The sequence below is a fragment of the Nocardia sp. NPDC051321 genome (genome assembly GCF_044455225.1).
Classification (GTDB): Bacteria; Actinomycetota; Actinomycetes; order Mycobacteriales; family Mycobacteriaceae; genus Nocardia.
The window spans coordinates 113,356-136,959 of sequence record NZ_JBITEM010000003.1; the positions used below are offsets into that span (position 1 = coordinate 113,356).

General features: G+C 66.9%; 22 protein-coding genes. 13 read left to right on the forward strand and 9 right to left on the reverse strand.

All coding sequences use genetic code 11. From position 1 onward, the window contains the following. Window positions 1-70: 70 nt before the first annotated feature. The 3 genes from ACIA8C_RS07680 to ACIA8C_RS07690 all read left to right on the forward strand — a co-directional run bounded on the left by ACIA8C_RS07680 (window position 71) and on the right by ACIA8C_RS07690 (window position 2,811). On the forward strand, window positions 71-418 hold the full coding sequence (locus tag ACIA8C_RS07680; protein ID WP_397132047.1) for a bifunctional 3-phenylpropionate/cinnamic acid dioxygenase ferredoxin subunit: 348 nt from the start codon (window positions 71-73) through the stop codon (window positions 416-418). Between the two features lie 138 nt (window positions 419-556). Next, window positions 557-1,717 (forward strand): NAD(P)/FAD-dependent oxidoreductase, encoded by a 1,161-nt coding sequence (locus ACIA8C_RS07685; RefSeq protein ID WP_397132049.1) that lies wholly within the window; start codon window positions 557-559, stop codon window positions 1,715-1,717. A gap of 8 nt (window positions 1,718-1,725) precedes the next feature. Continuing rightward, a complete protein-coding gene (locus ACIA8C_RS07690; protein WP_397132051.1) occupies window positions 1,726-2,811 on the forward strand; it encodes an S-(hydroxymethyl)mycothiol dehydrogenase in 1,086 nt (361 codons plus the stop codon). 4 nt (window positions 2,812-2,815) lie between these two features. On the opposite strand, the gene ACIA8C_RS07695 is transcribed toward ACIA8C_RS07690, so the two are convergent. Both ACIA8C_RS07695 and ACIA8C_RS07700 read right to left on the reverse strand, forming a co-directional pair. Then, window positions 2,816-3,481, reverse strand: coding sequence for a TetR/AcrR family transcriptional regulator (locus ACIA8C_RS07695; protein WP_397132053.1), 666 nt, complete (start codon window positions 3,479-3,481; stop codon window positions 2,816-2,818). Between the two features lie 196 nt (window positions 3,482-3,677). Then, window positions 3,678-5,189: an MFS transporter gene (locus tag ACIA8C_RS07700; protein ID WP_397132055.1), complete on the reverse strand. Its 1,512-nt coding sequence runs from the start codon at window positions 5,187-5,189 to the stop codon at window positions 3,678-3,680. A 74-nt stretch (window positions 5,190-5,263) separates the two neighbouring features. Here ACIA8C_RS07700 and ACIA8C_RS07705 point away from each other — a divergent pair, with 74 nt between their 5' ends. Continuing rightward, window positions 5,264-6,202 (forward strand): LysR family transcriptional regulator, encoded by a 939-nt coding sequence (locus tag ACIA8C_RS07705; protein ID WP_397132057.1) that lies wholly within the window; start codon window positions 5,264-5,266, stop codon window positions 6,200-6,202. Window positions 6,203-6,241: 39 nt separating this feature from the next. Here the strand turns inward: ACIA8C_RS07705 and ACIA8C_RS07710 are convergent, their stop codons facing one another. Continuing rightward, window positions 6,242-7,132: a hypothetical protein gene (locus tag ACIA8C_RS07710; RefSeq protein WP_397132059.1), complete on the reverse strand. Its 891-nt coding sequence runs from the start codon at window positions 7,130-7,132 to the stop codon at window positions 6,242-6,244. 229 nt (window positions 7,133-7,361) lie between these two features. Between ACIA8C_RS07710 and ACIA8C_RS07715 the strand changes: the two genes are divergently transcribed. From ACIA8C_RS07715 to ACIA8C_RS07740, 6 genes are all read left to right on the forward strand, one after another. Further along, a complete protein-coding gene (locus tag ACIA8C_RS07715; protein WP_397132061.1) occupies window positions 7,362-8,534 on the forward strand; it encodes an aminotransferase class V-fold PLP-dependent enzyme in 1,173 nt (390 codons plus the stop codon). A 140-nt stretch (window positions 8,535-8,674) separates the two neighbouring features. Then, window positions 8,675-10,156 (forward strand): FAD-dependent oxidoreductase, encoded by a 1,482-nt coding sequence (locus ACIA8C_RS07720; protein ID WP_397132063.1) that lies wholly within the window; start codon window positions 8,675-8,677, stop codon window positions 10,154-10,156. A gap of 115 nt (window positions 10,157-10,271) precedes the next feature. Then, window positions 10,272-11,420 carry a diguanylate cyclase domain-containing protein gene (locus ACIA8C_RS07725; RefSeq protein ID WP_397132065.1) on the forward strand — a complete coding sequence of 383 codons (1,149 nt, stop codon included), beginning with the start codon at window positions 10,272-10,274 and terminating at the stop codon, window positions 11,418-11,420. 4 nt (window positions 11,421-11,424) lie between these two features. Next, on the forward strand, window positions 11,425-13,134 hold the full coding sequence (locus ACIA8C_RS07730; RefSeq protein ID WP_397132067.1) for an ABC transporter ATP-binding protein: 1,710 nt from the start codon (window positions 11,425-11,427) through the stop codon (window positions 13,132-13,134). After that, complete coding sequence (locus tag ACIA8C_RS07735; protein WP_397132070.1) at window positions 13,131-14,870, forward strand: ABC transporter ATP-binding protein; 1,740 nt, start codon at window positions 13,131-13,133, stop codon at window positions 14,868-14,870. The genes ACIA8C_RS07730 and ACIA8C_RS07735 overlap by 4 nt, the downstream gene beginning before the upstream one ends. Window positions 14,871-15,130: 260 nt before the next feature. Then, the gene (locus ACIA8C_RS07740; RefSeq protein WP_397132811.1) at window positions 15,131-15,730 is read left to right on the forward strand and encodes a class I SAM-dependent methyltransferase; all 600 of its coding nucleotides are present in this window, start codon (window positions 15,131-15,133) and stop codon (window positions 15,728-15,730) included. Here the strand turns inward: ACIA8C_RS07740 and ACIA8C_RS07745 are convergent. After that, a complete protein-coding gene (locus ACIA8C_RS07745) occupies window positions 15,727-16,389 on the reverse strand; it encodes a hypothetical protein (RefSeq protein WP_397132072.1) in 663 nt (220 codons plus the stop codon). The two genes, ACIA8C_RS07740 and ACIA8C_RS07745, sit on opposite strands and share 4 nt — an antisense overlap. A gap of 215 nt (window positions 16,390-16,604) precedes the next feature. Here ACIA8C_RS07745 and ACIA8C_RS07750 point away from each other — a divergent pair, with 215 nt between their 5' ends. Next, window positions 16,605-17,336 carry a copper homeostasis protein CutC gene (locus ACIA8C_RS07750; RefSeq protein ID WP_397132074.1) on the forward strand — a complete coding sequence of 244 codons (732 nt, stop codon included), beginning with the start codon at window positions 16,605-16,607 and terminating at the stop codon, window positions 17,334-17,336. A 45-nt stretch (window positions 17,337-17,381) separates the two neighbouring features. On the opposite strand, the gene ACIA8C_RS07755 is transcribed toward ACIA8C_RS07750, so the two are convergent. The 3 genes from ACIA8C_RS07755 to ACIA8C_RS07765 form a co-directional block, all read right to left on the reverse strand. Then, window positions 17,382-18,287, reverse strand: a complete 906-nt coding sequence (locus tag ACIA8C_RS07755) for a cutinase family protein (protein WP_397132076.1) — start codon at window positions 18,285-18,287, stop codon at window positions 17,382-17,384. 256 nt (window positions 18,288-18,543) lie between these two features. Further along, entirely contained in the window at window positions 18,544-19,632 is a 1,089-nt protein-coding gene (locus ACIA8C_RS07760) for a fatty acid desaturase family protein (RefSeq protein WP_397132078.1), read from the reverse strand. 290 nt (window positions 19,633-19,922) lie between these two features. Further along, entirely contained in the window at window positions 19,923-20,729 is an 807-nt protein-coding gene (locus ACIA8C_RS07765) for an IclR family transcriptional regulator (RefSeq protein WP_397132080.1), read from the reverse strand. 308 nt (window positions 20,730-21,037) lie between these two features. On the opposite strand from ACIA8C_RS07765, the gene ACIA8C_RS07770 reads away from it, so the two are divergent. Both ACIA8C_RS07770 and ACIA8C_RS07775 read left to right on the forward strand, forming a co-directional pair. After that, complete coding sequence (locus tag ACIA8C_RS07770) at window positions 21,038-21,238, forward strand: DUF5988 family protein (protein WP_397132082.1); 201 nt, start codon at window positions 21,038-21,040, stop codon at window positions 21,236-21,238. Window positions 21,239-21,306: 68 nt separating this feature from the next. After that, on the forward strand, window positions 21,307-21,900 hold the full coding sequence (locus tag ACIA8C_RS07775) for a GNAT family N-acetyltransferase (protein ID WP_397132084.1): 594 nt from the start codon (window positions 21,307-21,309) through the stop codon (window positions 21,898-21,900). 44 nt (window positions 21,901-21,944) lie between these two features. Here the strand turns inward: ACIA8C_RS07775 and ACIA8C_RS07780 are convergent, their stop codons facing one another. Further along, on the reverse strand, window positions 21,945-22,271 hold the full coding sequence (locus tag ACIA8C_RS07780) for a hypothetical protein (RefSeq protein ID WP_396996583.1): 327 nt from the start codon (window positions 22,269-22,271) through the stop codon (window positions 21,945-21,947). A 60-nt stretch (window positions 22,272-22,331) separates the two neighbouring features. Continuing rightward, complete coding sequence (locus tag ACIA8C_RS07785) at window positions 22,332-23,477, reverse strand: alpha/beta hydrolase family protein (protein WP_397132086.1); 1,146 nt, start codon at window positions 23,475-23,477, stop codon at window positions 22,332-22,334. Window positions 23,478-23,604 lie beyond the last annotated feature (127 nt).

Here is a 23,604-nt window from a genome sequence, read left to right on the forward strand (position 1 = left end):
GACTCGGCCGTGTCGCACACTGTTGCGTATCGCGATATCTGTTGCGCTCTAAGCAACTCATGGAGGGTTGATGGAATCCCTTGCGAAGCACCCCGCCGCCGGGACCGAACTGTTCGTCGCACGCCTCGCGGACCTACCGGTCGGCGAGGTGGCCACCGTGCGGCCGGACGGCGGAACGCCGATCGCGGTATTCCATACCGACGAGGGCTTGTTCGCGATCGATGACACCTGCACACACCAGGACGCGTCCCTCGCGGATGGGTGGGTCGAGCACTGCACGGTCGAATGTCCTTTGCACGAGTCATGTTTCGATCTGCGCACCGGTCGCGTATCCGGGCCGCCCGCCAAGATCGCCGTCCGCACCTATGCGGTGCGGATACTCGACGGCGATGTCGTGGTCAGCAGCGTGCCGTCATGAGTCGGCAAATGGGGGCATGGTGAGAGAGCGGCTTCCACGAGACGGCGAGGCGCGCGTCGTGAGCGAGCGTCAGCGAGCGAACCGAAGCTGCAGTGCGCCCTCGCGCACGACGGAACCGAGCGTCAGCGAGGTGGAGTCGTGAGCGTGGTGGTCGTCGGTGCGTCACTGGCCGGGTTCTCGCTGGTAAACGATCTTCGGGAACGAGGCTATAGCGACAGCATCACCGTGGTCGGCGACGAAATCCATCCGCCTTACGACCGGCCGCCACTGTCGAAGGAATACCTGCACGGCGACGTCGATCTCGCGCTGGGCGACACCGACAATCCTGGCACCCACTGGCTGCTCGGCCGCCGTGCGACCGGAATCACCTCCACCGCAACCGGTCCCGGCGTCACCCTGGACGACGGAGCAGTGATCGCCGGGCAATCGCTGGTCCTCGCCACCGGTGCCCGCGCCCGCACGCTACCGGGCGCGCAAGCACTGGACGGCATCCATACTTTGCGCACCGTCGATGACGCCCGCGCGATCCGCGCCGCATTGCACACCGCGCGCACCGTTGTCATCGTCGGCGCGGGACTCATCGGTTCCGAGATCGCGTCGACCGCAGCTACTCTCGGCGTGCGGGTTACTATCGTCGAACTCGCGGCCGATCCACTGTCCGGCGTCTTCGGCCCACGCATCGGCGGATTGTGCGCGGATCTGCACGCGGCCAACGGTGTCCGGTTGCGCACCGGAGTGGCGGTGGCCGAATTCCTCGGCGGCGAACGGGTCAGCGCGGTGCGCCTCACCGATGGCACCGTGCTCGCCGCCGACGCCGTGATCATCGGCGTCGGCGCGGTCCCCAACACCGAATGGGCCCAGGATTCTCCGCTGCACATCGACAACGGCTTCGTCACCGACTCCCGGTGCCGCACAACAATTCCCGATATCTACGCCATCGGCGACTGCGCCCGCGCCTATCAGCACACCTCAGGTACCCACCAGCGCAGCGAGCATTGGTCGAACGCCACCGCCCAGGCCCGGATCGCGGCTGCGGCCATCGTCGGCGCACCGGCCGCGAACATCCCGACCACCTATTTCTGGTCACGGCAGTACGGCCGGATGATCCAGTTCGCGGGCAACCGCCGACCGGACGACGAGGTTCGCTTCATCGACGGCGACCCGTCGACACCCTCGTGCACCGCACTGTACGAACGCGACGGCGAGCCGGTGGCCGTCTTCGCCATCGACAACGCCCGCCTGTTCACCCGCTACCGCAAGCAGATCGAGCGACGGCCAGCGGCCATCGCAACCCCGTAGGAGGATTCGTGTCCGAAACCGTGCGCGGCGTCATCGCGCGCCGCAAAGCAGCGCCGGTCGAGCTGGTCGAGGTGGTCATCCCCGACCCAGGGCCGCACGATGTGGTGGTGCGCGTGCAGGCGTGCGGGGTGTGCCACACCGACCTGCACTACCGCGAGGGCGGCATCAACGACGAATTCCCGTTCCTGCTCGGCCACGAGGCCACCGGAATCGTGGAAACGGTCGGCGCGGCCGTAACCCATGTGACCGTAGGCGATTTCGTCGTACTCAACTGGCGTGCCGTCTGCGGGGAATGCCGAGCGTGCCGCCGCGGCCGCCCCTGGTACTGCTTCGATACCAGCAATGCCAGCCGGCGCATGACCCTGTCCGACGGCACCGAGCTGACGCCCGCCTTGGGTATCGGCGCCTTCGCCGACAAGACCCTCGTCCACGAAAAGCAGTGCACCAAGGTCGATCCCGAGGCCGATCCCGCCATCGCGGGTCTGCTCGGCTGCGGCATCATGGCGGGCATCGGGGCGGCGATGAACACCGGCAACGTCTCCCGCGGCGACAGCGTGGCCGTGATCGGCTGCGGCGGCGTCGGCGATGCCGCCATCGCCGGCGCTCGCCTGGCGGGCGCGAAGTCCATCATCGCCATCGACCGCGACGCCCGAAAGTTGGCCTGGGCCGGGGAATTCGGTGCCACTCACCGCATCGACGCCGGTACCGAGGATGTGGTCGAGCGAATTCAGGAACTCACCGACGGGTTCGGTGCCGACGTGGTGATCGACGCGGTGGGCCGCCCGGAAACCTGGAAGCAGGCCTTCTATGGTCGCGATCTAGCGGGCACCGTCGTCTTGGTCGGCGTCCCCACTCCCGACATGACCCTCGAAATGCCGCTGATAGATCTGTTTTCGCGCGGCGGGGCCCTGAAGTCCTCCTGGTACGGCGACTGCCTACCCGAACGTGACTTTCCGGTGCTGATCGACCTGTACCGGCAAGGCCGACTCCCCCTGGAACGCTTTGTCACCGAACGCATCTCGCTCGACCAGGTCGAAAAGGCCTTTACCGCCATGCAGCACGGTGACGTGCTGCGCTCCGTCGTGGTGTGGTGAACGTTCACCGTTGCGGGAGCAGGCCGTTAACGATGGCCTCCAAACCCTTTCGATGAATATCGCGGGAGGTCAGGCCGCCCCACCGGTCGCCGATGGCCGCAAGCGTAGGAAGGTCGGCCGGGTCCAGCTGATCAACGCCTGGCTCGGAGGACGACGACGCCTCGAGTCGCGCCCGCCGACGATCCCGGTTCACCCGGATGATCAGATCGCCCATGATGTAGTACCAGATGGTGCGATACAGGTCGACGGCCTCTTCGGTGCTGCAACCGTAGGTGACGGCGGCGGCCACCAGCGTCTCGACGATCCCCATGGCCGACGGAACGATCAGCGGATCGGAGGTCAGCACCTCGATGATCCACGGCCGCTCGGCGAGGCCCTCGTAGAGGGCGAACGCGGCCTCGAGCAGCCGCTCGCGCGGATCGTCGGAGAATTCCCACTGCGGGATCTGCTGTGCGTGCGACTCCAGCAGGAGCAACAGCAGGTCGTCCTTGTCGCGCACATGGTGATACAGCGCCATCGGCGTGCTGTCCAGTTCCTTCGCCAGCCGCCGCATCGACAGGCTGTCCGCACCATCGGTCCGCAACACCTGATCCGCGGCCGCGACGATGGCCTCCCGTGAGAGACGCGGTGGTCGGCCGACCTTTCCTGGGCGATCCGTTTGTCTGGGCATCGAGCCATCCTCCCCCATCCGGTGCAGCGGCCGACCATGCGTGTGCCGAGCAGCGACGGCTTTGTGGTGATCGCGGGCGGTCGGGGCTCCCACTACTCGCCGAGATCCGCAGCGTGGTCTCTCGCAGGTCGTCGCCGCTGGCCGCCGGGAACGTCCCGATCTCGCTCGTGATCGGGACGGCGTCCCTGATCAGCACCTAGTGGGCGCGCCCACGCCGAGAAAGGAGCGACTGCAACACGACGAGGGCGCCCAGGACGAGCACGGTCACGCCGACCGTCCGTAATCCTGTCTCCGCGCCCGAGATGAACGCGGTGACAACGTCGTTGGTGCGGCCGCTAGTGGTGGCGAGGGCTTGGGCCACGGTGTGCGGATCGTGGGCGGTGCGGATGTCCAACGGAAGCGCGGCGACGAATCGTGCGGTGAGGACCGTGCTGATGACGGCGACACCAAGGGCGCTGCCGAATTCGCGGGTGGTGGCCTGCAATCCGGCGCCGACTCCGGCCTGCGCGTGCGGTAGCGAACCCGCGATGGCGCCGGACAGCGTCGGAAGTGCCAGCGTCACACCGATTCCGGTGACAACGAGCCACGCGGCATAGACGAGGTAAGACGTGTGAGCGTCGCTCATGGACAGGCCGAGCAGGCCGCCGCCGACGAACACAAAGGCGAGTGCGATCGTCGCATCGATGCCGATGCGCTGGGACAGGCGGCCGACGTGCCGTGCGCCGAGGATGATCGGGATGGTCAGCGGGATGATGCCGAGACCGGTGCGCAGCACACTGAATCCCATGCCGTACTGCAGGAACGACGCGTTGACGTAGAACAGCGCGAACATGCCGAAGAAGACCGTCGTCATGCCGAGGCACGCGCTGCGCAGGCCGGGGACGCGGAACAGGCGCGGATCGAGCAGTGGGTGTTCGACTTTCAATTCGACCACCGTCCACACCGCGAACAGCACCGCGGCACAGACGAACCCGCCGATGACGACCGGACTCCCCCAGCCGGACTCCGGCCCCTGAACGATGCCGAGCAGCAACGCCACCGACGCCACCACGAACAACACCGCGCCGGGCAGGTCGAGGGCACGATCATGACGCGGCGACACCGGCGCGATCCGTCCCACCAAGGCCACCAGCACCAGCGCGATAGGCAAGGCGGCAACGAACAACCAGCGCCACGAACCGCCCGAAAGCACCGCCCCGCCACCGACATTGCCGACCACGCCACCGATACCGGTCATCGACGCCCAGACCGCGATCGTCGGGTCCTTGCGTTCGACCGGAACAGCGTGCAGCAGCACCGCAAGCGTGTTGGGCAGCACCGCGGCCGCGCCGACACCGGTGATCGCGCGACTGACCAGCAGCACAGCGACATTCGGCGCGAGCGCCGACAGCAGCACGCCCACGGCGAACAGTCCGAGACCGGCAAGCAGCACGCCCTTGCGCCCGAAGCGATCCCCCGCGGCGCCACCGGGAATCACCAGGCAGGCGAAGAAGATGACGTAGGTATCGACGATCCACACGAGCGTCGACGCGGACGGATGCAGTGCGCTCGCGGCGAGCATCGGGACGGCGAGGTTGATCGCGGCGACCATCCCGACAACGAGCACGACGCACGCGCACATGACGGCGAGCAGGCCGCGGTGTGCGACGGGACTGGCTGGCTCGCGCGACGTCGGCGGGCGATCACGGGTCAAAACGTTGAATGGCATGGTCACGACGGTATGAAACGGGCGGATTCCGTGCCACGCAACTTTGACAAAGTTGATTTGCGTATCATGCAACTATGTCCGAGCAGCTCGATCTGAACCTCCTTCGCGTGTTCGACGCGCTACTCCAGGACAGCAGCGTCACCGCGGCGGCCGAACGCCTGCACCTGTCCATCCCGGCAACCAGCCGGGCGTTGGGCAGGCTTCGCCGCGCCATGCACGATCCGATCCTGGTGCGGGCGGGTCGCGGGATGGCACCGACGCCGTTCGCGCTGCGCATTGCCCCGCGCGTGCGTTCCCTGCTCGACGAAGCGTCGGTCCTGATCAGCGCCGATCGAGAAGTCAGCATCGCCGAGCTCGAGCGCACCTTCACGATTCGGATCAACGACGGTGTGGCCGTGACACTTTCGGCCGCGGTCGCCGAAGCCACCGCCGCGGCCGCGCCCGGTGTGACGCTGCGTTTCGTCGCGGAGGGCAGCGAGAGCGTCGAAGCCCTGCGCGACGGTTCGGTCGATCTCGACATCGGCGCCAGTGACGTCACCGCGCCCGACATCCGCGAGGTCCTGCTCTACCGCGAACGCGTAGTCGGCATCGTCCGCGCCGACAGCCCGCTTGGCAAAAACCGCCGCCCGACGTTGTCTCAGTTGTGCGAGTACCCCCACGTCTCGGCTTCCCGCCGAGGCCGCGCGCGCGGACCGCTCGACGACGTACTCGACGCCGCGGGCCTGCAACGACGGGTCGCCGCCGTGGTGCCGACCGCCGCCGTGGCGGCGCTACTGGTCGCCACCAGCAACTACGTCGGACTGGTCCCGCGGCGCCTGGCCGAGCAGTACGGCGAAACGCTCGGCATTCGCTGGTTCCCCATCGCCGGCCTGCCCGACATCGACGTCCGGTTGCTCTGGCACGCCCGGCTCGACGCCGAACCGGCCCAGCGCTGGTTGCGTGCGACGATTCGCGACACGGTCAACGGCAGCCGCACCAGTTCTGGCTTCCCGCACCCAGACTCGCCGCGCTGACACGCGTGCGTTTATCAAAAGTAGTGCGGCTGCGGAGCCCTACGCATCAGCGTGCTCGAGTTGCGATAGGTTGCCGAACACCGCGACCGCTACCGCACCGCCGATGGCGAGGACGAAGCCGAGCCCGGCCAGCCAGCCGAGTCCCGGTCGCGACGTGTCGCCGAGCACCAGCACGCCGACGATTCCCGGAATGACCGTCTCACCGACCACCAGCGCCGCGGTCGCCCCGTTCACCGAACCGAGTTGCAGCGCAACGGTATGCAAGTAGAAGCCGCCGATACCGGCGATCGCGATCGTCCAGGCGGCCGGGTCGGCGAGCAGTGTCGGCACGTCCAACGGATCGATCCCCTGCACTATGCGCACCGCGATAGCCAAGGCCCCGAACAACATTCCGGCGGCCAAACCCGCCGCGACCGCGCCCCTCGACCCTAGTCTCCGCACAACGAGCTGACTGACACCGAACAACACCACCGACGCGATCAGTACACCCCAGTGCATGACCGGGTTGTCGCTACCGCCACCCTCATGCCCCGCGGCCGCACCCAGCGCGGCCAGCGCGAGGATCACCGCACAGATCGCCACCCAGTCCCGCAGGTGCAGCCTGATGCCGAGCACGAAGATGCCGAGCACCGCGGTGATGATCAGGTTGGCACTCATGATGGTCTGGGACAGGAACAGTGGAATCAGTCGCGCTGACACCGCGTTCCCGACGAACCCCACCACATCGAGCACGCTGCCGACGATGAACCACACCGTCAACACCGCCGCGACCGTGGAAGCTACCGTCGGCGCCCCGGTTTCGGTCAACTGCCCACCGGCGCCGCGCGCCTCCGCCACCGCGGCCGACCGGCGCGCGGCATACGCCTGCAGCACCGACGCCACCCCATATCCCACGCACGCGAGCAGCGCGGCTACCAGACCGATCAGCACCCGACCAACCCCGAACCCACCATTTCAGCCACAACCGACGATAACGTCCGCCGACCCGGGCGCGGGCCACCGGCACCGCGACGACGCCGTCGACCGAGGCGAAGATCACCCGAGCTCAACGTAGAACATGAGCCCATCCCGGAATCTAAGTGGACATGGCGACCGGTTAGGCCGTAGCCTTCAGGAAGTTGGAAATGGACATGCTGTCCGCTTGATTGGAGACGATGAGATGACCGTAACGATCGGGCCCGTGGACACCACTCCCCTTGCCCGTGAACACTTTCCGGCCGCACGCCGGTGGGCATACCTCAACCACGCCGGAATCAGCCCGCTGCCGCAGCCGTCGGTCGATGCGATGGTCCGGCGGGCGACCGAAGTTTCGCTGGATGGCGAGTTCACCTACGCGACGCACAGTGCCGAGGTCGAGCGGGTGCGTTCGTCGGCCGCACGGCTGATGGGGGTGCCGTCGGCCGATGTCGCGTTCGTCAAGAACACCACGACCGGGCTCGGGATGATCGCCAACGGTCTCGACTGGGCTTCCGGCGACCGGGTGATCGTGCCGGATCTGGAATTCCCGTCCACGCTGTATCCGTGGCTGGCGTTGGCAGATCGGGGCGTGCTGGTCGATCGGGTGCGGCCGGCGGGACCGGGCGGGCGGCTCAGCGTCGACGCGTTCATCGACCGGATGCAGGATGGGCCACCGCCGAAGCTGGTCGTCACCAGCTGGGTGCAGTTCGGCCGCGGCTGGCGGGTCGACCTGGCGGAGCTGGGGCGGGCGTGCCGGGAGGTCGGCACCCTGTTGTGCGCGGACGTGATTCAGGGACTCGGCGTGCTTCCGGCCGAATTGGCGCGCTGGGGCGTCGATTTCGCGATGGCCGACGGGCACAAGTGGCTGCTCGGCCCGGAAGGCTGCGGCGTGTTGTACGTGCGGGGTTCGCGGCTGGAGTTGCTGCGGCCGCTGGAACCCGGCTGGAATTCGGTGGCGCATCGCGAGGACTGGGACAACCTCGAGCTGGTATTCGACGACACCGCAAGGCGTTTGGAGGGTGGCATGCCGAACGTGACCGGGATAGCAGCGCTCGGCGCCTCGATCGAGCTGCTGCACGAGGCGGGCATCCCGGCGATCTGGTCCCATGTCGATCGCCTGTGCGATCTGGCGTGCGCGGGCCTCACCTCGATCGGCGCGACTGTACTGTCGGACCGCTCGGCCGAGGGACGTTCCGGTATCGTCGCGGTGCACCTCGATGGTCCGCCGATCCCCTTGCTCGCCAAGCAATTACAGGCCGAAGGTATCGCGGTGTCCGCACGTGCGGGCGGGCTGCGCATCTCCCCGCACGGCTACAACAACGACGAAGATATCGATCGACTGGTCGACACGACAGCCCGGCTGATCAGCAGCTGAAACCGCTGAACCGGGCACCGCCGGTGCCGCATACTCATGACTATCCCCCCGCCGAGGACCCGTCATGAGCGAGTTGAGTGCTGATCCCCCGCATTTCACCGCCTACGGGCCTTGTCTTTGCCCACCCCGTAGGAGTCCCTATGGATCTCTCGGCACCCATCTGCGTCGTCGGCGCCGGCCAGAGCGGCATCCTGACCGCCGCGAAGCTGCGCGAGCTCGGCTTCGCGAACATCGACATTCTCGAGGCGGCCCCGCGGTTCGGCGGCTACTGCCAGACCGTCGACGTCGACGTCGACGGTGACGTCTACGATTTCCAGTCGCATCTGGTGATCCAGCAGTCGTTCGGCGCGGATATGGCCGGCACCGCCATCGACGAACTGCTGCGCAATCATCCGGTGCCGACGAAGACCGAGGCGCTGTACTTCGTCGGCCGATCCGACTCCGGCAAACCGCAGCTCGGCGTGCCACCGCATTTCGTGCCGCTGTTGCAGAGCATGACCGCCGAGCAGCTGATCGATCAGCTGGTCGAGGCCTGGAACCTCATCGAACAGGCGGCCAGGAACAGGCACGCGCCTGGACAGAGTGGATTAGCGTTCGATCGCGTCCCCGGCGAGACCTGGGAGACATATCGCGCGCGCCACGCACCCCTGGTCGGCGAGGTGCTGCAGGGGCTGACGATCTACGCCAATATGCGCCGTCCGCGCCAGCCCGCCGAAACCATCATCAATATCAACGCGCACATCAACGGGCACGTTTCGCAGCTGGCCAAGCTGTTCCTGTCGCTGTATCCGGCCGAGAAGCAGTCGTTGCTCGCCAGGATGCCGCAGTCGCTGCTCGCGCAGCTGGGTTCCCGTCAACCGGTCAGCTTGAGCTTCCAGGCGGGGTTCATCAGTTTCCTGCGCCGGATTGCCGATGACCACCGGCTCACAGTTGCCGTCGACAGCCAGGTGACCGGCATCGAACCCATTGGGCCGGAAGGGGTTCGAGTCGCCTACACCGTGCACGGCGAGCAGCGCAGCGCGATCTATTCGCGTGTGATCGTGACCGCGCGGCCCGCGCAGATCCGAGAGATGTTCCCCGAGGGGGACATTCACGACCTGTTCGCCGAACAGCACTGCCCGCGCGCGTGGACACGTAGCTATCTCGTTCGGGTGCGTGAAGAACTCCTCGCCTACCCGCGTCGGCCTAATGCCGTTGAACCCCTTGGCTTCTGGGTAATCGATCCTTACGGCAGCTACACCGACTCCGATCCCGAGCAGGCGATGCACCGCATCACCGCGGCCAATAAACAACATCCGGGGCCGTACTGGGTCTGCTTCAGCAACTCCGACACTTCGATATCGGACGCACAGGCCTGGTCGCTCGCCAAGGAAAGCCTGTTCCTGTTCGCCGACCCCGAACTGGTCGCCGAGACGATCGCCGAATGGCCCGCCTACCCGAGCGCGGCCGCGGTTCGCGACGGCTGGTTCGATCGGGTATCGGGCATCCAGGGCCAGCACGGCATCTACTTCGTCGGCGAGATTCTGTCCGGTCCGACCGCCGAATGCATCAGCTCCTTCGTCCGTGACGTGATCCCGCAGTGGTTCGAACCGAGCGATACGGCGTGGCCCTCGTCACATTGATACCTCGCAGGCAAACTCCCGGCTACTGACAGTTGCCGCTAAACTTCGCGGAGAACCAGGTTTTGCCAGGCGGTACTCAACAGACCGGAGATTGCCAGCCGGAGGCGGTGGATCGGTGACAAGCAGTCGATCGATGGTGCGCGCCTGGTGGCGATACCGAGTCGATTACCGATGGCTGATCGAAACGCTCGAATCCCACTCCGCGCTCGGACCATTGAAGCTGATGGTCGGTGCGGGCGGCATCGTCATGGGGTTGATCACCGTGCTGGCGCTGATCTCGCAGGCGGGTCAGAGCAACACCATCGGACACGCGCAGGCCATCCTTGTAGTCGCGATGGCGAGCGTGTGGACCTTGCGCTGGTGGTCGTTGCCGTGGCCGAGCGAACTCGAGTCGCTGCTCTGGGTGGCGGGCGTCGATATCGCCATCACCGTCAACAATGTGATGATCCAGGATCGCCTCCTCGGCGCGATGGGCTGCGTGCTGCTGGTGACCACCGGTGGATACGTCACGATCTTCCACGGCCCGCAGATCCTCGCGCTGCATCTCGGCTGGTCGGCGCTGTCGATTCTCGCGCTTGCGGCAATGATGGTGCTCGGCGTGCCGAGCAGCAATGGGCACGGGAAAGGCGACGTCGCGCTTGGCGTCGTGGTCGTCCTGGTGATCGTCGCGGTGGCCGGCGTGGTGCTGCCCGTCACGCAGTTCTGTAGCTGGCTGCTGCGGGTGGACGCGCTGTCGGATCCGCTGACCAAGCTGCTGAACCGCCGCGGCCTCGACTCGCACCTGCCGCGCTTCTTCGGACGCCGCCGCCGCGAAGGCGTCTACGTGGTGACGCTCGATCTCGATCGGTTCAAAACGGTCAACGACACCTTCGGGCATTCGTTCGGCGACGAGGTGCTGGTGCGCACGGCCGACCGGCTGCGGGCCGCGGCACTACCCGGCGCCATCGTGGTGCGCACCGGCGGCGAGGAGTTCATGGTTGTCGGACATCTGCACGGCGCGGACATCGGTGCCGTCGCGGAGCGCCTGCGGCACGCGGTCGAAACGATCCCCGGCCTGCCGAGCACGATCACCGCCAGCGTCGGGGCGGCGGAATTCGAGCCCGACCGCGATGGCGAACAGCACTCCGTGACCACACCGCGACAGGTGTTCCGCAGCTCCGACTCGGCCATGTACCGGGCAAAGCAATTGGGCGGCAACACCGTTGTGATCGCCGACCCCCGGGACGCGATCCCACCCTTGCACGACAATCGCCACCTATCGTGAACGAGTGCCCCTGATCGCTGATCCGCCCGGACCACGAGAAAGGTCCAGCCCCAACCGATTCCTGCTCTGGCTGGTGATCAGCCAACCCCGCCGGGTGCTGCTCGGGGCAACCCTGGGCACCCTGTGGATGGTGGCGCTCACCATTCCGCCCTATCTACTCTCACGCGCCATCGACGACGGTCTGGCCGAGAACGACCTCGCGGCGCTCACCGGCTGGGTAGCGGCGTTGTTCGGTATCGGCGTCGTCAACGCGGCGCTGAGCATTGCCCGCCATAGAACCATGTCGAAGATACGCATGGAGGCGTCTTTCCGGACGGTGTCGACCACCGTCGAGCATTGTGTACGGCTCGGCGCCGACCTGTCGCGCCGCATCAGCACCGGCGAAATCGTGGCGATCGGTAGCGGTGACGTGCAGGTGATCGCGCAGTCGCTGACCGTGACCGGCCCCGGTATCGGCGCGGCGGTCGGATACGTCGTCATCGCCGTCGTGATGTTCTCCATCTCACCGCTTCTCGCGGTGGTGGTGCTGGCCGGCGTACCGACCCTGGCGCTCACCGTCGGACCGTTGCTGCACCGGATCGAGCGGGCCGGTGCCGGTCACCGCGCGCAGCAGGGCACGCTGACCACCCGGCTTGTCGATGTGCTCAACGGTCTGCAGGTGCTGAACGGCCTCGGCGGCAAATCCGTGTATGCCGCTCGATACCACCGTGATTCGCAGACTCTCGTCACCCAGGGATACCGGGTCGGCGTCGTCACCAGCTGGGTCGACGCGCTCGCCATCGGGCTGCCCGCGGCCTTTCTCGCGGTCGTCACCTGGCTGGGCGCACGGATGGCGGCCGAGGGGTCGATCAGCGTCGGCGGGCTGGTCGCCGTGTACGGGTACACCGCCATATTGGTCGTTCCCGTGTCGTTCTTCATCGAGGGCGCGGGTGATATCGCCCGTGCCCGGGTTGCCGCCCGGCGAGTAACGCAATTGCTGTCGATCTCTCCGGAAAGCCCCACCGACGCCGTCGATGCCCCGGCTGCGGCGTCGATGCTGCGGGATCCCGTCTCCGGCGTCGAAGTGCGGCCCGGCCTGTCGACCGCGCTGGTCAGCGAACGTCCCGCCGACAGCGCGGCGGTGATCGATCGGCTCGGCGGATTCACCAAATCGGACGTCACGTGGGGTGGCATTCGACTCGACGCCGTTTCCGCCGAGCAGCTCAGAAGTCGAATCCTGGTGGCGGACAACGACGCCCACCTGTTCACCGGAAGTGTCCGGGACGTCATCGCCGGCCGCCACGAGCCCGACGACGCTCGGATACTCGACGCACTGCACACCGCGGTGGCAGCGGACGTGGTCGATGCCATGCCCGGCGGTCTCGCCGCGACGATCACTGCGCGAGGGCACAATCTGTCCGGTGGGCAACGCCAACGGCTTCGGCTCGCTCGTGCCGTCTACGCGGACCCCGAGATACTGCTGGCAGTGGAACCGACCTCGGCCGTGGACGCGCACACCGAGGCCACCATCGCGACCCGGCTGCGCGACGCCCGACGTGGTCGAACAACGGCTGTCAGCACCACCTCCCCGCTCGTCCTCGACCATGCGGACACCGTGGTCTACCTGGTCGACGGCGTCGTCGCGGCGACAGGTGCCCACCACGAGCTGCTGCGTACCGAGCCCGGCTACCGCGCCCTCGTATCGCGCGACGCCGACGAGGGCGTACCCCGATGACGACCCCACTCCCCGTCGCGGGCGCCGCACAGATCCGCCGGGCCGCGGTGCACGACATCGGTAGGGACAGAGCGGCATTCACCGCGGTCCTGCTGCTCAATGCGCTCGCGGTGGCAGCCGGTCTGGCCAGTCCCTGGTTGCTCGGCAAGATCGTGGACGCGGTCAGCAAGTCGCCGACGCACACGGTGACCAGCACGGTGGACCGACTGGCTCTCGCGATCCTCGCCTGCACGATCGCGCAGATCGTGCTCACTCGCTACGCCCGATACGTCGGCTACCGGTTCGGTGCGCGTGCCGCCGCACGTATTCGCGAACGGTTCCTTGGTCGCGTCCTCGCCCTTCCCGCCGCGCTCGTCGAACGCGTCTCGGGCGGCGACCTGATCGCGCGGGGCACGACCGACGCGCCGACCATCGCGACCATGCTCCGGACGGCCGTGCCGGACGTTGTGGTCGCCGCCATCCAGGCCGTGTTCATTATCGGCGCGGTGCTGGCGCTCGACCCGCTTCTCGGTCTGTCGAGTCTCAGCTGCCTGCTCGTGGCCACCGTGGTATTGCGCTGGTATTTGCGCAGATCCCGGCCCGCCTATCTCGCCGCGGCCGCGAGCGACTCCCAGCTCGCCGAACTCATCGCGACCAGCGCGGCCGGGGCGCGGACGATCGAGGCGCTCGGCCTCGCCGAACGGCACAGTGCGACAACCGCTTCCGCGATAACCACGGCCCGCGCCGCGCGACTGGCGACCCTGCGGCTGCGGACGGTGTTGTTTCCGTCCCTGGAGGTCTCGTATGTCCTACCGCTGGTCGCGGTGCTGCTGATCGGCGGTGCGCTGCACAGTCGAGGAGCTGTCGGCCTCGGCACCATCGTCGCGGCCGCCCTGTACTTGCGGCAACTGGTCGACCCGTTGAACACGGTCATGTTGTGGGTGGACGGCGTGCAGACCGCGATCGCGTCGTACGCGAGATTGGAAGGTCTCGCGTCGGCGCCGACCGCGAAACCGGCCAGCTCGGCGGAGCCCGCGGACAACCGGCTCCATCTCGCCGGGGTGCGGTACGCCTACGACCGCGGCGACGTGTTGCACGGCGTCGACCTCGAGATCCGACCGGGCGAGCGACTCGCCATCGTCGGCACTTCGGGCGCGGGCAAGTCCACACTGGCTCGGCTGCTCGCGGGAGTCGATGCGCCGCGAACCGGATCGATACACCTTGGTGGCGTGCCGATTTCGGGAATCGACCCGGATAGCCTGCGCCACCACGTTGTCCTGGTCACGCAGGAACAGCACGTATTCCACGACACCGTTCGCGCCAACCTGCTCATCGCCAGGCCCGCGGCCACCGATGTTCAGTTACGCGCCGCGCTCACCGCGGTAGGTGCCGATTGGGCCGACGAACTGCCGAAAGGACTCGACACCACGCTGGAAGGCACCGAGTACCGCCTCGATGGCGCCCAGGCACAACACCTTTCGCTGGCCCGCGTCGTTCTCGCCGACCCGCACACCATCGTTCTCGACGAAGCCACCGCGCAAATGAACCCGACGTCGGCACGAAACACCGAGCGAGCACTGGCCGTTGTCCTCGAAGGCCGCACAGTGATCGCGATCGCACACCGACTACAGACGGCACACGATGCGGATCGAGTCGCGGTGATGGACGCGGGCCGCATCATCGAACTCGGCACCCACGCCGACCTTGTCGCGCGCGACGGCACCTATGCCGCACTGTGGCACTCATGGCATGGATAGGAGGAGTTCGGCTGACCAAGACCAGTCATCCCGCGTTAGTCGCACCGAATCAGCTCAGCGGTCGATCTTGACCGGGTGGTGAACGGGTTGAGTTCGGCGGTCGCCATCGGTGGAGCCCAGCCTAAAGCCTTGCGGCCGTAGCGGTATCGGGCGGTCAAGGGCGGGCGACCGAGTGCCCATCGACGCTGTAGCGGAACGAGCTTCCGCGAAGTAAGGTAACCCTTACTACATCCTTGGAGGTGCACGTGACGACTACCTGGCTGGACACTCTGCTCCGGCAAACGCGGCGGGCGGGCGATTTTCCCTATCCGCACCAGGCCGCGTTCCTACTCGACAACCCGGTTCGACGACTCTTCACGAATCCGCGCGACACCGTCGACCATCTCGAACTGACTCCTACAGACCAGGTCCTCGAGCTCGGGCCCGGTCCCGGTTTCTACAGTCTCGAAATCGCCCACGAACTCACCGACGGCAGACTCGAACTGTTCGACCTCCAGCCGCAAATGCTCGACAAGGCCCGCCGCAAACTCGCGGCCGCCGGCTGCGATAACGTCGGATTCCACAGCGGTGACGCCAGCTCGGGCCTGCCGTTCCCGGACAACACCTTCGACGTCGCGTTCCTGGCCGCCGTGATCGGCGAGGTCCCGGACAAATCCGCCTGCATCCGCTCGCTTGGCCGCACACTCAAGCCCGGCGGCCAACTCGCGTTCTTCGAGCACTTCCCCGACCCAGACCGCCTGAGCGTGGCCGAGCTGCGCGAACTCGTTGAGCCGGAAGGCTTTACGCTGCTCGACGTGATCGGCAACCGATGGCACGACACCGTGCGCTTCACCCGCAACCCGAAACTTGTCGAAGGTTAGGCGCCGAACGCGGTCAACCGCGGCCGGGACAGATCGTTGTTGTCGATCACTATGTCCGCCTGCCGCGCCGGTTGGACTTGCTCGAGGTACATTCGGCTCGCGACGTGATAGCGCTCGTCGAATGCCGCGGCCGCTTTGTCGACACCGCCGAACAGCGTTGCGTCCCTCTGTGTTCCACGGTCTCGGGCCATCTCGAAGCTGGTGTCGACGAATACTACGACATCCCATAGGCCACGCAGGTCGCGCTGCAGAAAGCTACCGTCGACGACCAACACCGCGTCGGGTTGCGCTGTCATCAAAGTGTCTTGTACAGGCAAGTTGGTGGCGAGATCCATAATTCGCGTCCGATATCGGCGATCACCCTCCGGCCCAAGGGGAATCAGCACCTCGCGGGCGAAAGAATCGAAGTCGTACGCGTCCTCGTAGTAGCCCACCGCGGACCCACGCCCCTGCCGGTACCGGTGCTCTCGGAGATGGTGAAACCCATCCATACTGATATGGATCCCCTGCCGTCCGCGGCGGCCGACGCCGTCAATGATTTCGCGCGCCCACGTGGTCTTTCCGGCAGCGGTGATCCCGTCCACCGCCACCCGCACCGGATGCGGTAACCGGCTCGCCACCAGGCGATCCACGATCTGCTCGACTACCAGCCCACGCATTCGCTCCCCAACCCCTCGACATACGCGCATCCCCGCGCCCCCTCAACCTATCAACTCCCCCGAACGTCAGCGCCCACGCCGTGCCGAGTAGTGAATCCTCTTGGTATACCTGAGGATTCACAGATCCTGCACACCTCCCACAGGCACCTGGGCCCTGGTGAGAGGTGTGCGGGGGCTGTGAGATCGGCCGGTGCGTTTGGGGGATACTCGCTGGTGTGCGCGTAGAGATCTGTGTTGAGTCGGTTGGTGGGGTGCGGGTTGCGGAGGGGGCGGGGGCGGATCGGGTCGAGTTGTGTAGTGGGTTGTCGGATGGCGGGGTGACGCCTAGCGCGGCGCTGATCGAGCGTGCGGTGGCGCTGACCTTGAATACCCAAGTGCACGTGTTGGTTCGGCCGCGGTCGGGGGACTTTCAGTACTCGGCCGATGAGGTATCCGTGATGGTCCGCGATATTCAGGCGGCTCGGGCTGCGGGGGCGGACGGGGTGGTGGTTGGTGCGCTCGATGCGGCCGGTGCGCTCGATCCGGTGTGTGCGGCGTTTGTGGACGCGGCGGAGCACATGGACATCACGTTTCATCGGGCGATCGACGTCAGTGCGTCTTCGCGGCATGCCCTGGATCAGGCGATTTCGTTCGGCTTCACTCGCGTGCTCACGTCAGGGCGGCAACGGTCCGTGCTGGATGGGGCGCCGGTGATCAAAGATTTGGTGCTGCACGCCGGCGGTGCGATCGAGGTGATGGCGTGCGGTGGAGTCCGGCCATCGAATGCCGTTCAGGCGATCGAAGCGACCGGGGTCTCGGATCTGCACGCGGCGGTCCGCACGCCGGTGTCCGGTGCCGCGAACAGCGCGGCGTTGTTCGCGGGAGTTGGTGTCCCCCAAGGCTTCGATCACTTCGACTCCGATCCCGCTGAGGTGGCCGCGCTCTGCGAGATCGTTCGTAGCCACTGAGTACGCCGCGGTCCGGCCGCTGTTCGCCGCCGGACCGCGCTTCGCTCAGCGACTCGCGTCGATCAGGCGCTGGCGCAGCCAGGTGAGCGGGGTGGCACCGCCGCCGATGGCATAGCCGGGGTAGCTCTGGTGAATCCCGGACTTCAAGAAGTCGTCGACCTGGCGCTTGCGCTCTTCGTACGCCGAGTTGTTCAGTTGGTCGGCCAGCAGGCCGAGACCGCCCGCGGCGAGAGCGTCAGCGATGAGAGCGTTCGCCTGCTGCTGGTAATTACCGAACAGGGCGGGATTCGGGTTGGAAATCTGGGCGAACAGCCCGGCGAAGCGGGCGGCGAAGTCACCGTCCGGGGTCGCGCAGTACAGGTCGCCCGCGGCACAGAAGGTGTAGGTCTCCGGGCTGAGCCAGCCGAAGCCGCCGATCCGCGGGCCACCCGCGCCCGCACCGGCGACGGGCGGGCCGATCAGGGTGTCGGTGGGCGAGCGACGCGGATCGGAGATGAGACCGACCAGCGCAACGCGATTGGGCGAGACAACGCCGAGCCCGGTGCCGATCTCCGCGGCAAGATCACCGGCAGCGTCCGCGCCCTGGCTGTAACCGAGCAGCGCGAATCGGGTGTTGTCACAATGCTGCGCCATCGTGGCGACCAAGCCGCGCGCGTGTTCGATCGCCTCCCCCTTGGAACGGCCGTAGACGTCGCCTTCCCATGGGAACGCGGTCGCCGCGTACACGACGTAGTCGGTCCGGACGTTGCCCGGCAAGTTGTCGGCGACCGCGGCGAGCATGCCCTTGCCTGGATCGGTATTCGAGGTCTCCCAGGTACCGGGCACCGCTACGACATACATTCCGGGGCAATCCTGCGGGGCGGCCTGTGCGGTCGACGCGACGCCGACCGGTAGCGCGGCCGTGACCATCGCTGCCGCGCAAGCGGCGGTGTTCTTCCATCGCGATAACATCGTGTACTCCGTGTTCACTGCCGGGCATTGCCCGGTCGGCGAAGGCGCTCGGTGTCCGTTTGAGCGCCGATGACTGTCTTTTCTTCAGGTGGATACTTCAAGTCGTCGTCGGGAACTTCCCCGCAGATGGGATCAGTGTCCCCAGAAAGTCCGTCCAGCGCCAGCCTGTTCGAAAGTACGTGCGGAGTATTCGCGTTGACGTGCGGATTTCGAATCGGTGACGGGTCGGCGAAGTCCCGGTCAGGTCGGTAGGTGGTTATGCCTCAGTCTGATTCACCGAGCCTGCGGTCCGGGTCGCTTGGCCGACGGTGTGCAGGTGCCCAAGCGCCTGCGCGTAGGAGTCGAAAAGTCCTGTCTCGCAATAGGGCACCCCGATCTCGCCGCAGAACTGCGCCACCATCGGCTGCGCTCGGCGCAGGTTGACCCGCGGCATGGACGGGAAGAGGTGATGTTCGATCTGGTAGTTGAGGCCGCCCATCGCGGTATCGACCAGCAAACTGCCCCGGACGTTGCGGGAGGTGAGCACCTGGCGGCGCAGGAAATCGGTGGCGTCGTCCTCGGCAAGCACCGCCATTCCCTTGTGGTTCGGCGCGAAGGTGCAACCCATGTAGAACCCGAACAGGCCCTGCTGCACCACGATGAACGCCACCGCTTTGGCCGGCGAGAGAATCAGGAACACCGCGGCGAGATAGCCTGCGGCGTGCGCGGCGAGCAGCACACCCTCCCAGACCCGATTCGGAATCGACCAGCGCAGCACCGCCCGCACACTGGAGAAGTGCAAACTGCCCGCCTCGAGCAGCAGCATCGGAAAGAACAGCCAGCCCTGGTGGCGGAAGATGAAGCGCCGGAAGCCTTTACCGGTCTTTGCCCGATCGCCGGAGTGCGCGAGGATGCCCATGATGTCGGGGTCGGCGCCCTCGGTGTTCGGGTGTGCGTGATGCCGGTTGTGATTGCTGGTCCACCAGCCGATGCTCAGCCCGATCCCGAGGTTGCCCGCGATCACCCCGTACAGGTAGTTGGCTCGCCGGGTGCCGAAGATCTGCCGATGCCCGGCGTCGTGGCCGAGGAAAGCGATCTGAGCGAACACCGCCGCCAGGAACACCGCGGGGACCAGCGTCCACCACGAGTCACCGAGCCAGCAGAACGCGGCCCAGCCTGCCACGAACGCGCCACCGATGAGAACACTCTTGCCGAGGTAGTACCGCAGCTGCCGGTCGAGCAGTCCCGCGTCCCGCACCCGCCGCAACAGCACCGCGTACTCGCTGCCGCGCTTCGGCGTGCGGGTCTGCGCCGTCGATGTCGATTGCGCGGCGTCCGGCCCGCCTGGATCCATGTAGTCCAACACGTCCGCGACCGTACTCGTCGCGGCGGCGGATCTCGGTGCCGCCGAGCCGGTAGATCTTCCTGTTACCACGGGGCGCCTACGCATCCTGCTAGCAGTGGGTGTTCTCTTGGCTGTAACTTTCGCCTGCCGGTCCGCCGCCGACTACAGCGGGTATCGAAGTCGGCACGCCGCGGCTTGCCTGTCTCCATCCAGGATGGAGCGACGAGGCCACGATCAGGTGAACATGTGTCCGGATCGGTGGCACATCTGCGTGACAACTCGCTGGCGGCGTAGGCGGTTCATCCCATCCCTCAGCACGTGCGGCTCATGTCCTCTTGCCGGGACGACGCGTGCCTGGCGTGCGCCGCGGCCCGGACCGCGACCGATACGGCGAAGGCGGTCTGCCGGATCTGCATGCTCGCGCGTTCCACGTCCAGACTCGACGTCGCGTCGCCGATGGCCACCGCCGCGATCGGCTGATGCCGCTGCCGGTCCAGCACCGGGCTCGCGACACAGCGGACACCGCGCACGAATTCCCCGTCATTGACGGCGATTCCGATGCTGCGCGCCGCGTCGAGCTGCGCGCTCAGTTCATCGATGTCGGTGATCGACCGCGGGGTGACCGCGGCAAGCGCGCCCGGCGGGGCCAGCTCGAACGGGCGATCGTGCGCGTAAGCCAACAGGATCTTGCCGATCGCGGTGCAGTGCGCCGGTGCGAAGGTACGGCCGTAAGACGGCGTTCGCGCCGCCAGGTGGCCGTAAATCCGTTCCAGGTAGCGCACCTCCGAACCAGAAAGCACGCCGAGCGAAACCATCGCCCCGGTGCGCACGTGCAGATCTACGAGGAACGGTATCGCCGACGCGCGCAGCAGCTCGTGGTCCTCGGGCAGCGCCGCGATGTGCACCAGCCGTGGTCCGACGATGTAGCCGACCTCTTGCCGCTCGACCAGGCCGTTGGCGCTGAGGATCTTGAGCAGCCGCCACACCGTGGTCTTCGGGATGCCTGCCCCGCGGGCGATGTTCGACAGCGCGACCGGAGTCGGCTGGTCCCCCAGCAGATCCAGCACGCGAGCCGCTCGACTCACCAGATCGTCGGCGTCGGATGACTCAAGCATCATTTCAACTCCCTTACGAAGCCCTCTTCCCCGAGCCCGCGAATACGCACCCTACGTCAGCGGCGACGCGCGGCGGCACTGCCGCAGCGGCCTTTGCACGTACACCGTGCAAAGGCCTTCGCCGCAGCTGAGGCCCGGTTCCATGATCGAAAACCCGGTCCGGCACGAGGCCGGGCACGACCATTCGAGTGACGTTCCATGGCGCGGAACACCGCCTTCATTGCCACTGGGCGCGCGCCTAGTGTCCCGGAGTAGTTGGGATCCCCCGACGTTCTCGGCAGACAGCAAGACAGGTGAGCACGGTGTCACAGATGATCGATATCGTCCTGGTCGGTGGACCATCCGCGGAACCCCAGCTCTGGCACATCGATGCGGCCACCGCCGCCGACTCGGTGAAGGTGCCCCGGCTGAGTGGCTACGAACACTTCGATCCGACCGGCTTCGACGTCGAACTCGACGGTCGCCACCTTCCGGTCTACCTGTGGTCGTTCCGCACCCGAGCCGCCGAGTGAATCGGCTCCGAGCACATTGTGTGCAAGGGGCACGCGATTCCCTGCGTGCGTCGGTTAGCGTGGCTAACATGCCAGTACTACCGGTGCCCGATCCGCCGCTAACCGATGATGTTGTCGCGCTACGCCTTTGGCAGACCGCCGACCTCGATCAACGGCTCGCGGGCTACGCCGACCCGGAGTTCGAGCGCTTTACGTGGTCGACCGGCGAGCCGGTCACCGAGGCGCGCCTTCGCGAGCACGTCGAACAGGAGGAGCGCGAGCGGGCCCGCGGCGAGAAACTCAGCCTCGCCATCGTCGATGCCGCCGCGCTGGACCAGGTGTGGGGCGGATGTTCGGTGTACGACATCAATCTCGACCAGCGGCGTGCGGGCGTCGGCTACTGGCTCGCCCCGCAGGCCCGTGGCCGCGGCGCGGCAACGAGAACCGTTCGCCTGCTTTCGCAGTGGGCATTCGACGTGCTCGGCATCGCCCGCCTGGAACTGACCTGCGCCCCCGACAACTTCGCGTCACAGCGGGTGGCGGCGCGCTCCGGCTTCTTCCTCGAGGGAATCATGCGCTCGTACATGCGCTTTCAAGGTGGACGGCGCGACACGATGCTGTTCAGCCTGCTGCCGGGCGATCTTCGCGATGCGGACCGACCCGATCGACAGCCGACAGAATGAAGGTTCCGCCTGCGGGGCAGGCGGAACCTTTTCTGTGCGATTAATCAGCGATAGAGCCAGACCCCACCGCCACCTAGCGCGATGACGCGGTCCAGCTGGTGCGGCACGCCGTTGTCGTCGTTCTGGGTGCAGTCGTACGGGAACAGCGAGTAGTGCCCGTCACCGCCGCTGCACATGATCGGACGGCTGGTGCCGTACGGGCTGATCACGATCCGCGACGACAGCCGCAGATTGTTCTGAGACATGAACTCACCGGACCAGTCGTGCCGGTTGGCGAGCACCGCGTCGGCGTCGGGGTCGGCAGCGGCGATCGGAGCAGCGAACATCAGAGCGGCGGCACCGATACCTACGCATGCGAGTATTCGTTTCATGCCCTGACTATCGGTGATACCGGCGGCCTATTACAACTGCCCGGTACCGCCCACCCCTATTCACTGATTGTTGGACCGTACCTCGGGGAAGGCGTGGGCCAGATCGTCCAGCGACGGGCGCGCGATGTCGCGCAGGTGCTGATCGAAGAACGCCGCGACATAGGTGCGCGTGATATCAGCCGCTCGATCGCCAGGCAGTGCGGTCTTGCCCGGCGCACCGGCCTGTTCGGCGAGCGTGCCGGTGTCGGCGAACGAATCGTGCTCCGCGCCAACGACAGTCATCCACCGCTTCCATCCGTGCAGTCGAGTCCACGCCGCATCCCAGGACGGATCCCCGCCGCCGGGACTGGTCTGGCCATCGACGCCGAGCAGCAGGAACGGCCGCTCGCCGAGCCCGTCGGCCGACACTTGGAACGATCCATCCATGTTCACGCCCGCGCGCACTCGCGCGTCGATCGCCATCGCCGCGGCCGCGCTCGCCCCGCCGATCGAGTGGCCCGCCATGCCGATCCGCGTGGCATCGATGAGGCGGGCGTGCGGCCAGATCGGGGCGGGGCCGGTGAGACGGTCGAGTAGGAAGGACGTATCGCGTGCCCTGGTCTCGGCCATCAGCGTGAGCGCGCCATCCTCGCCGATGCGCTCGCACGCCACGCACGTGGACATCCGACCGCCGGGAAACTCGGTCCCGAACGACTCACCGGCGTGATCGACCGCGGCCACCACATAGCCTCGGCTGGCGAGTTCCTCGCTCACCGCGGTGAGGGTGAAGCGGGCCGCGGTGAAGCCGGGTGACAGCACCACCAGCGGATAAGAGCCGTCGACCGGCGCGGCATCCACCACGGCATGCGTACCGGCCTTACTGAGCGCCTGCACTGGAACGCCTGTCAATCCCGCGCCCTCGATCAGCAACCGGCTCTCCTCGTCGGTCGCGTACGGCGCGCGGACTCCCTCGCCCTGCTGCGCCGGGTAGTACATGCTGACCAGCAGCTCGCGGGGTTGCGTCGGTGTCCACGGATCCTGCCGCGCCGCGTCGACGAGGTGCAGCACATTGCGGCCGACCGTGAAAGAACCAGTGGGCGCGGGCAATTGGGTCGCCGGAGTCGATACCACCGAACTGGGCGGCGCCGTCGTTTCCCTGTCGAGCGCCCACACTAGCCCGGCCGCGGGCACTATCAGGGCGAGCACGATCGCGGCTACAGCGCGCATCTTCCGAACTCCTCTTGTCGTCGGCACACCCGGCGGCAATCACCGAGTGTTCGCCGTCGATCTTGCGCAGCCGTCGGCAAATCAACGCCAGACCGATGACAAAACGAAGTAAGAAAGCGGGGCGGAC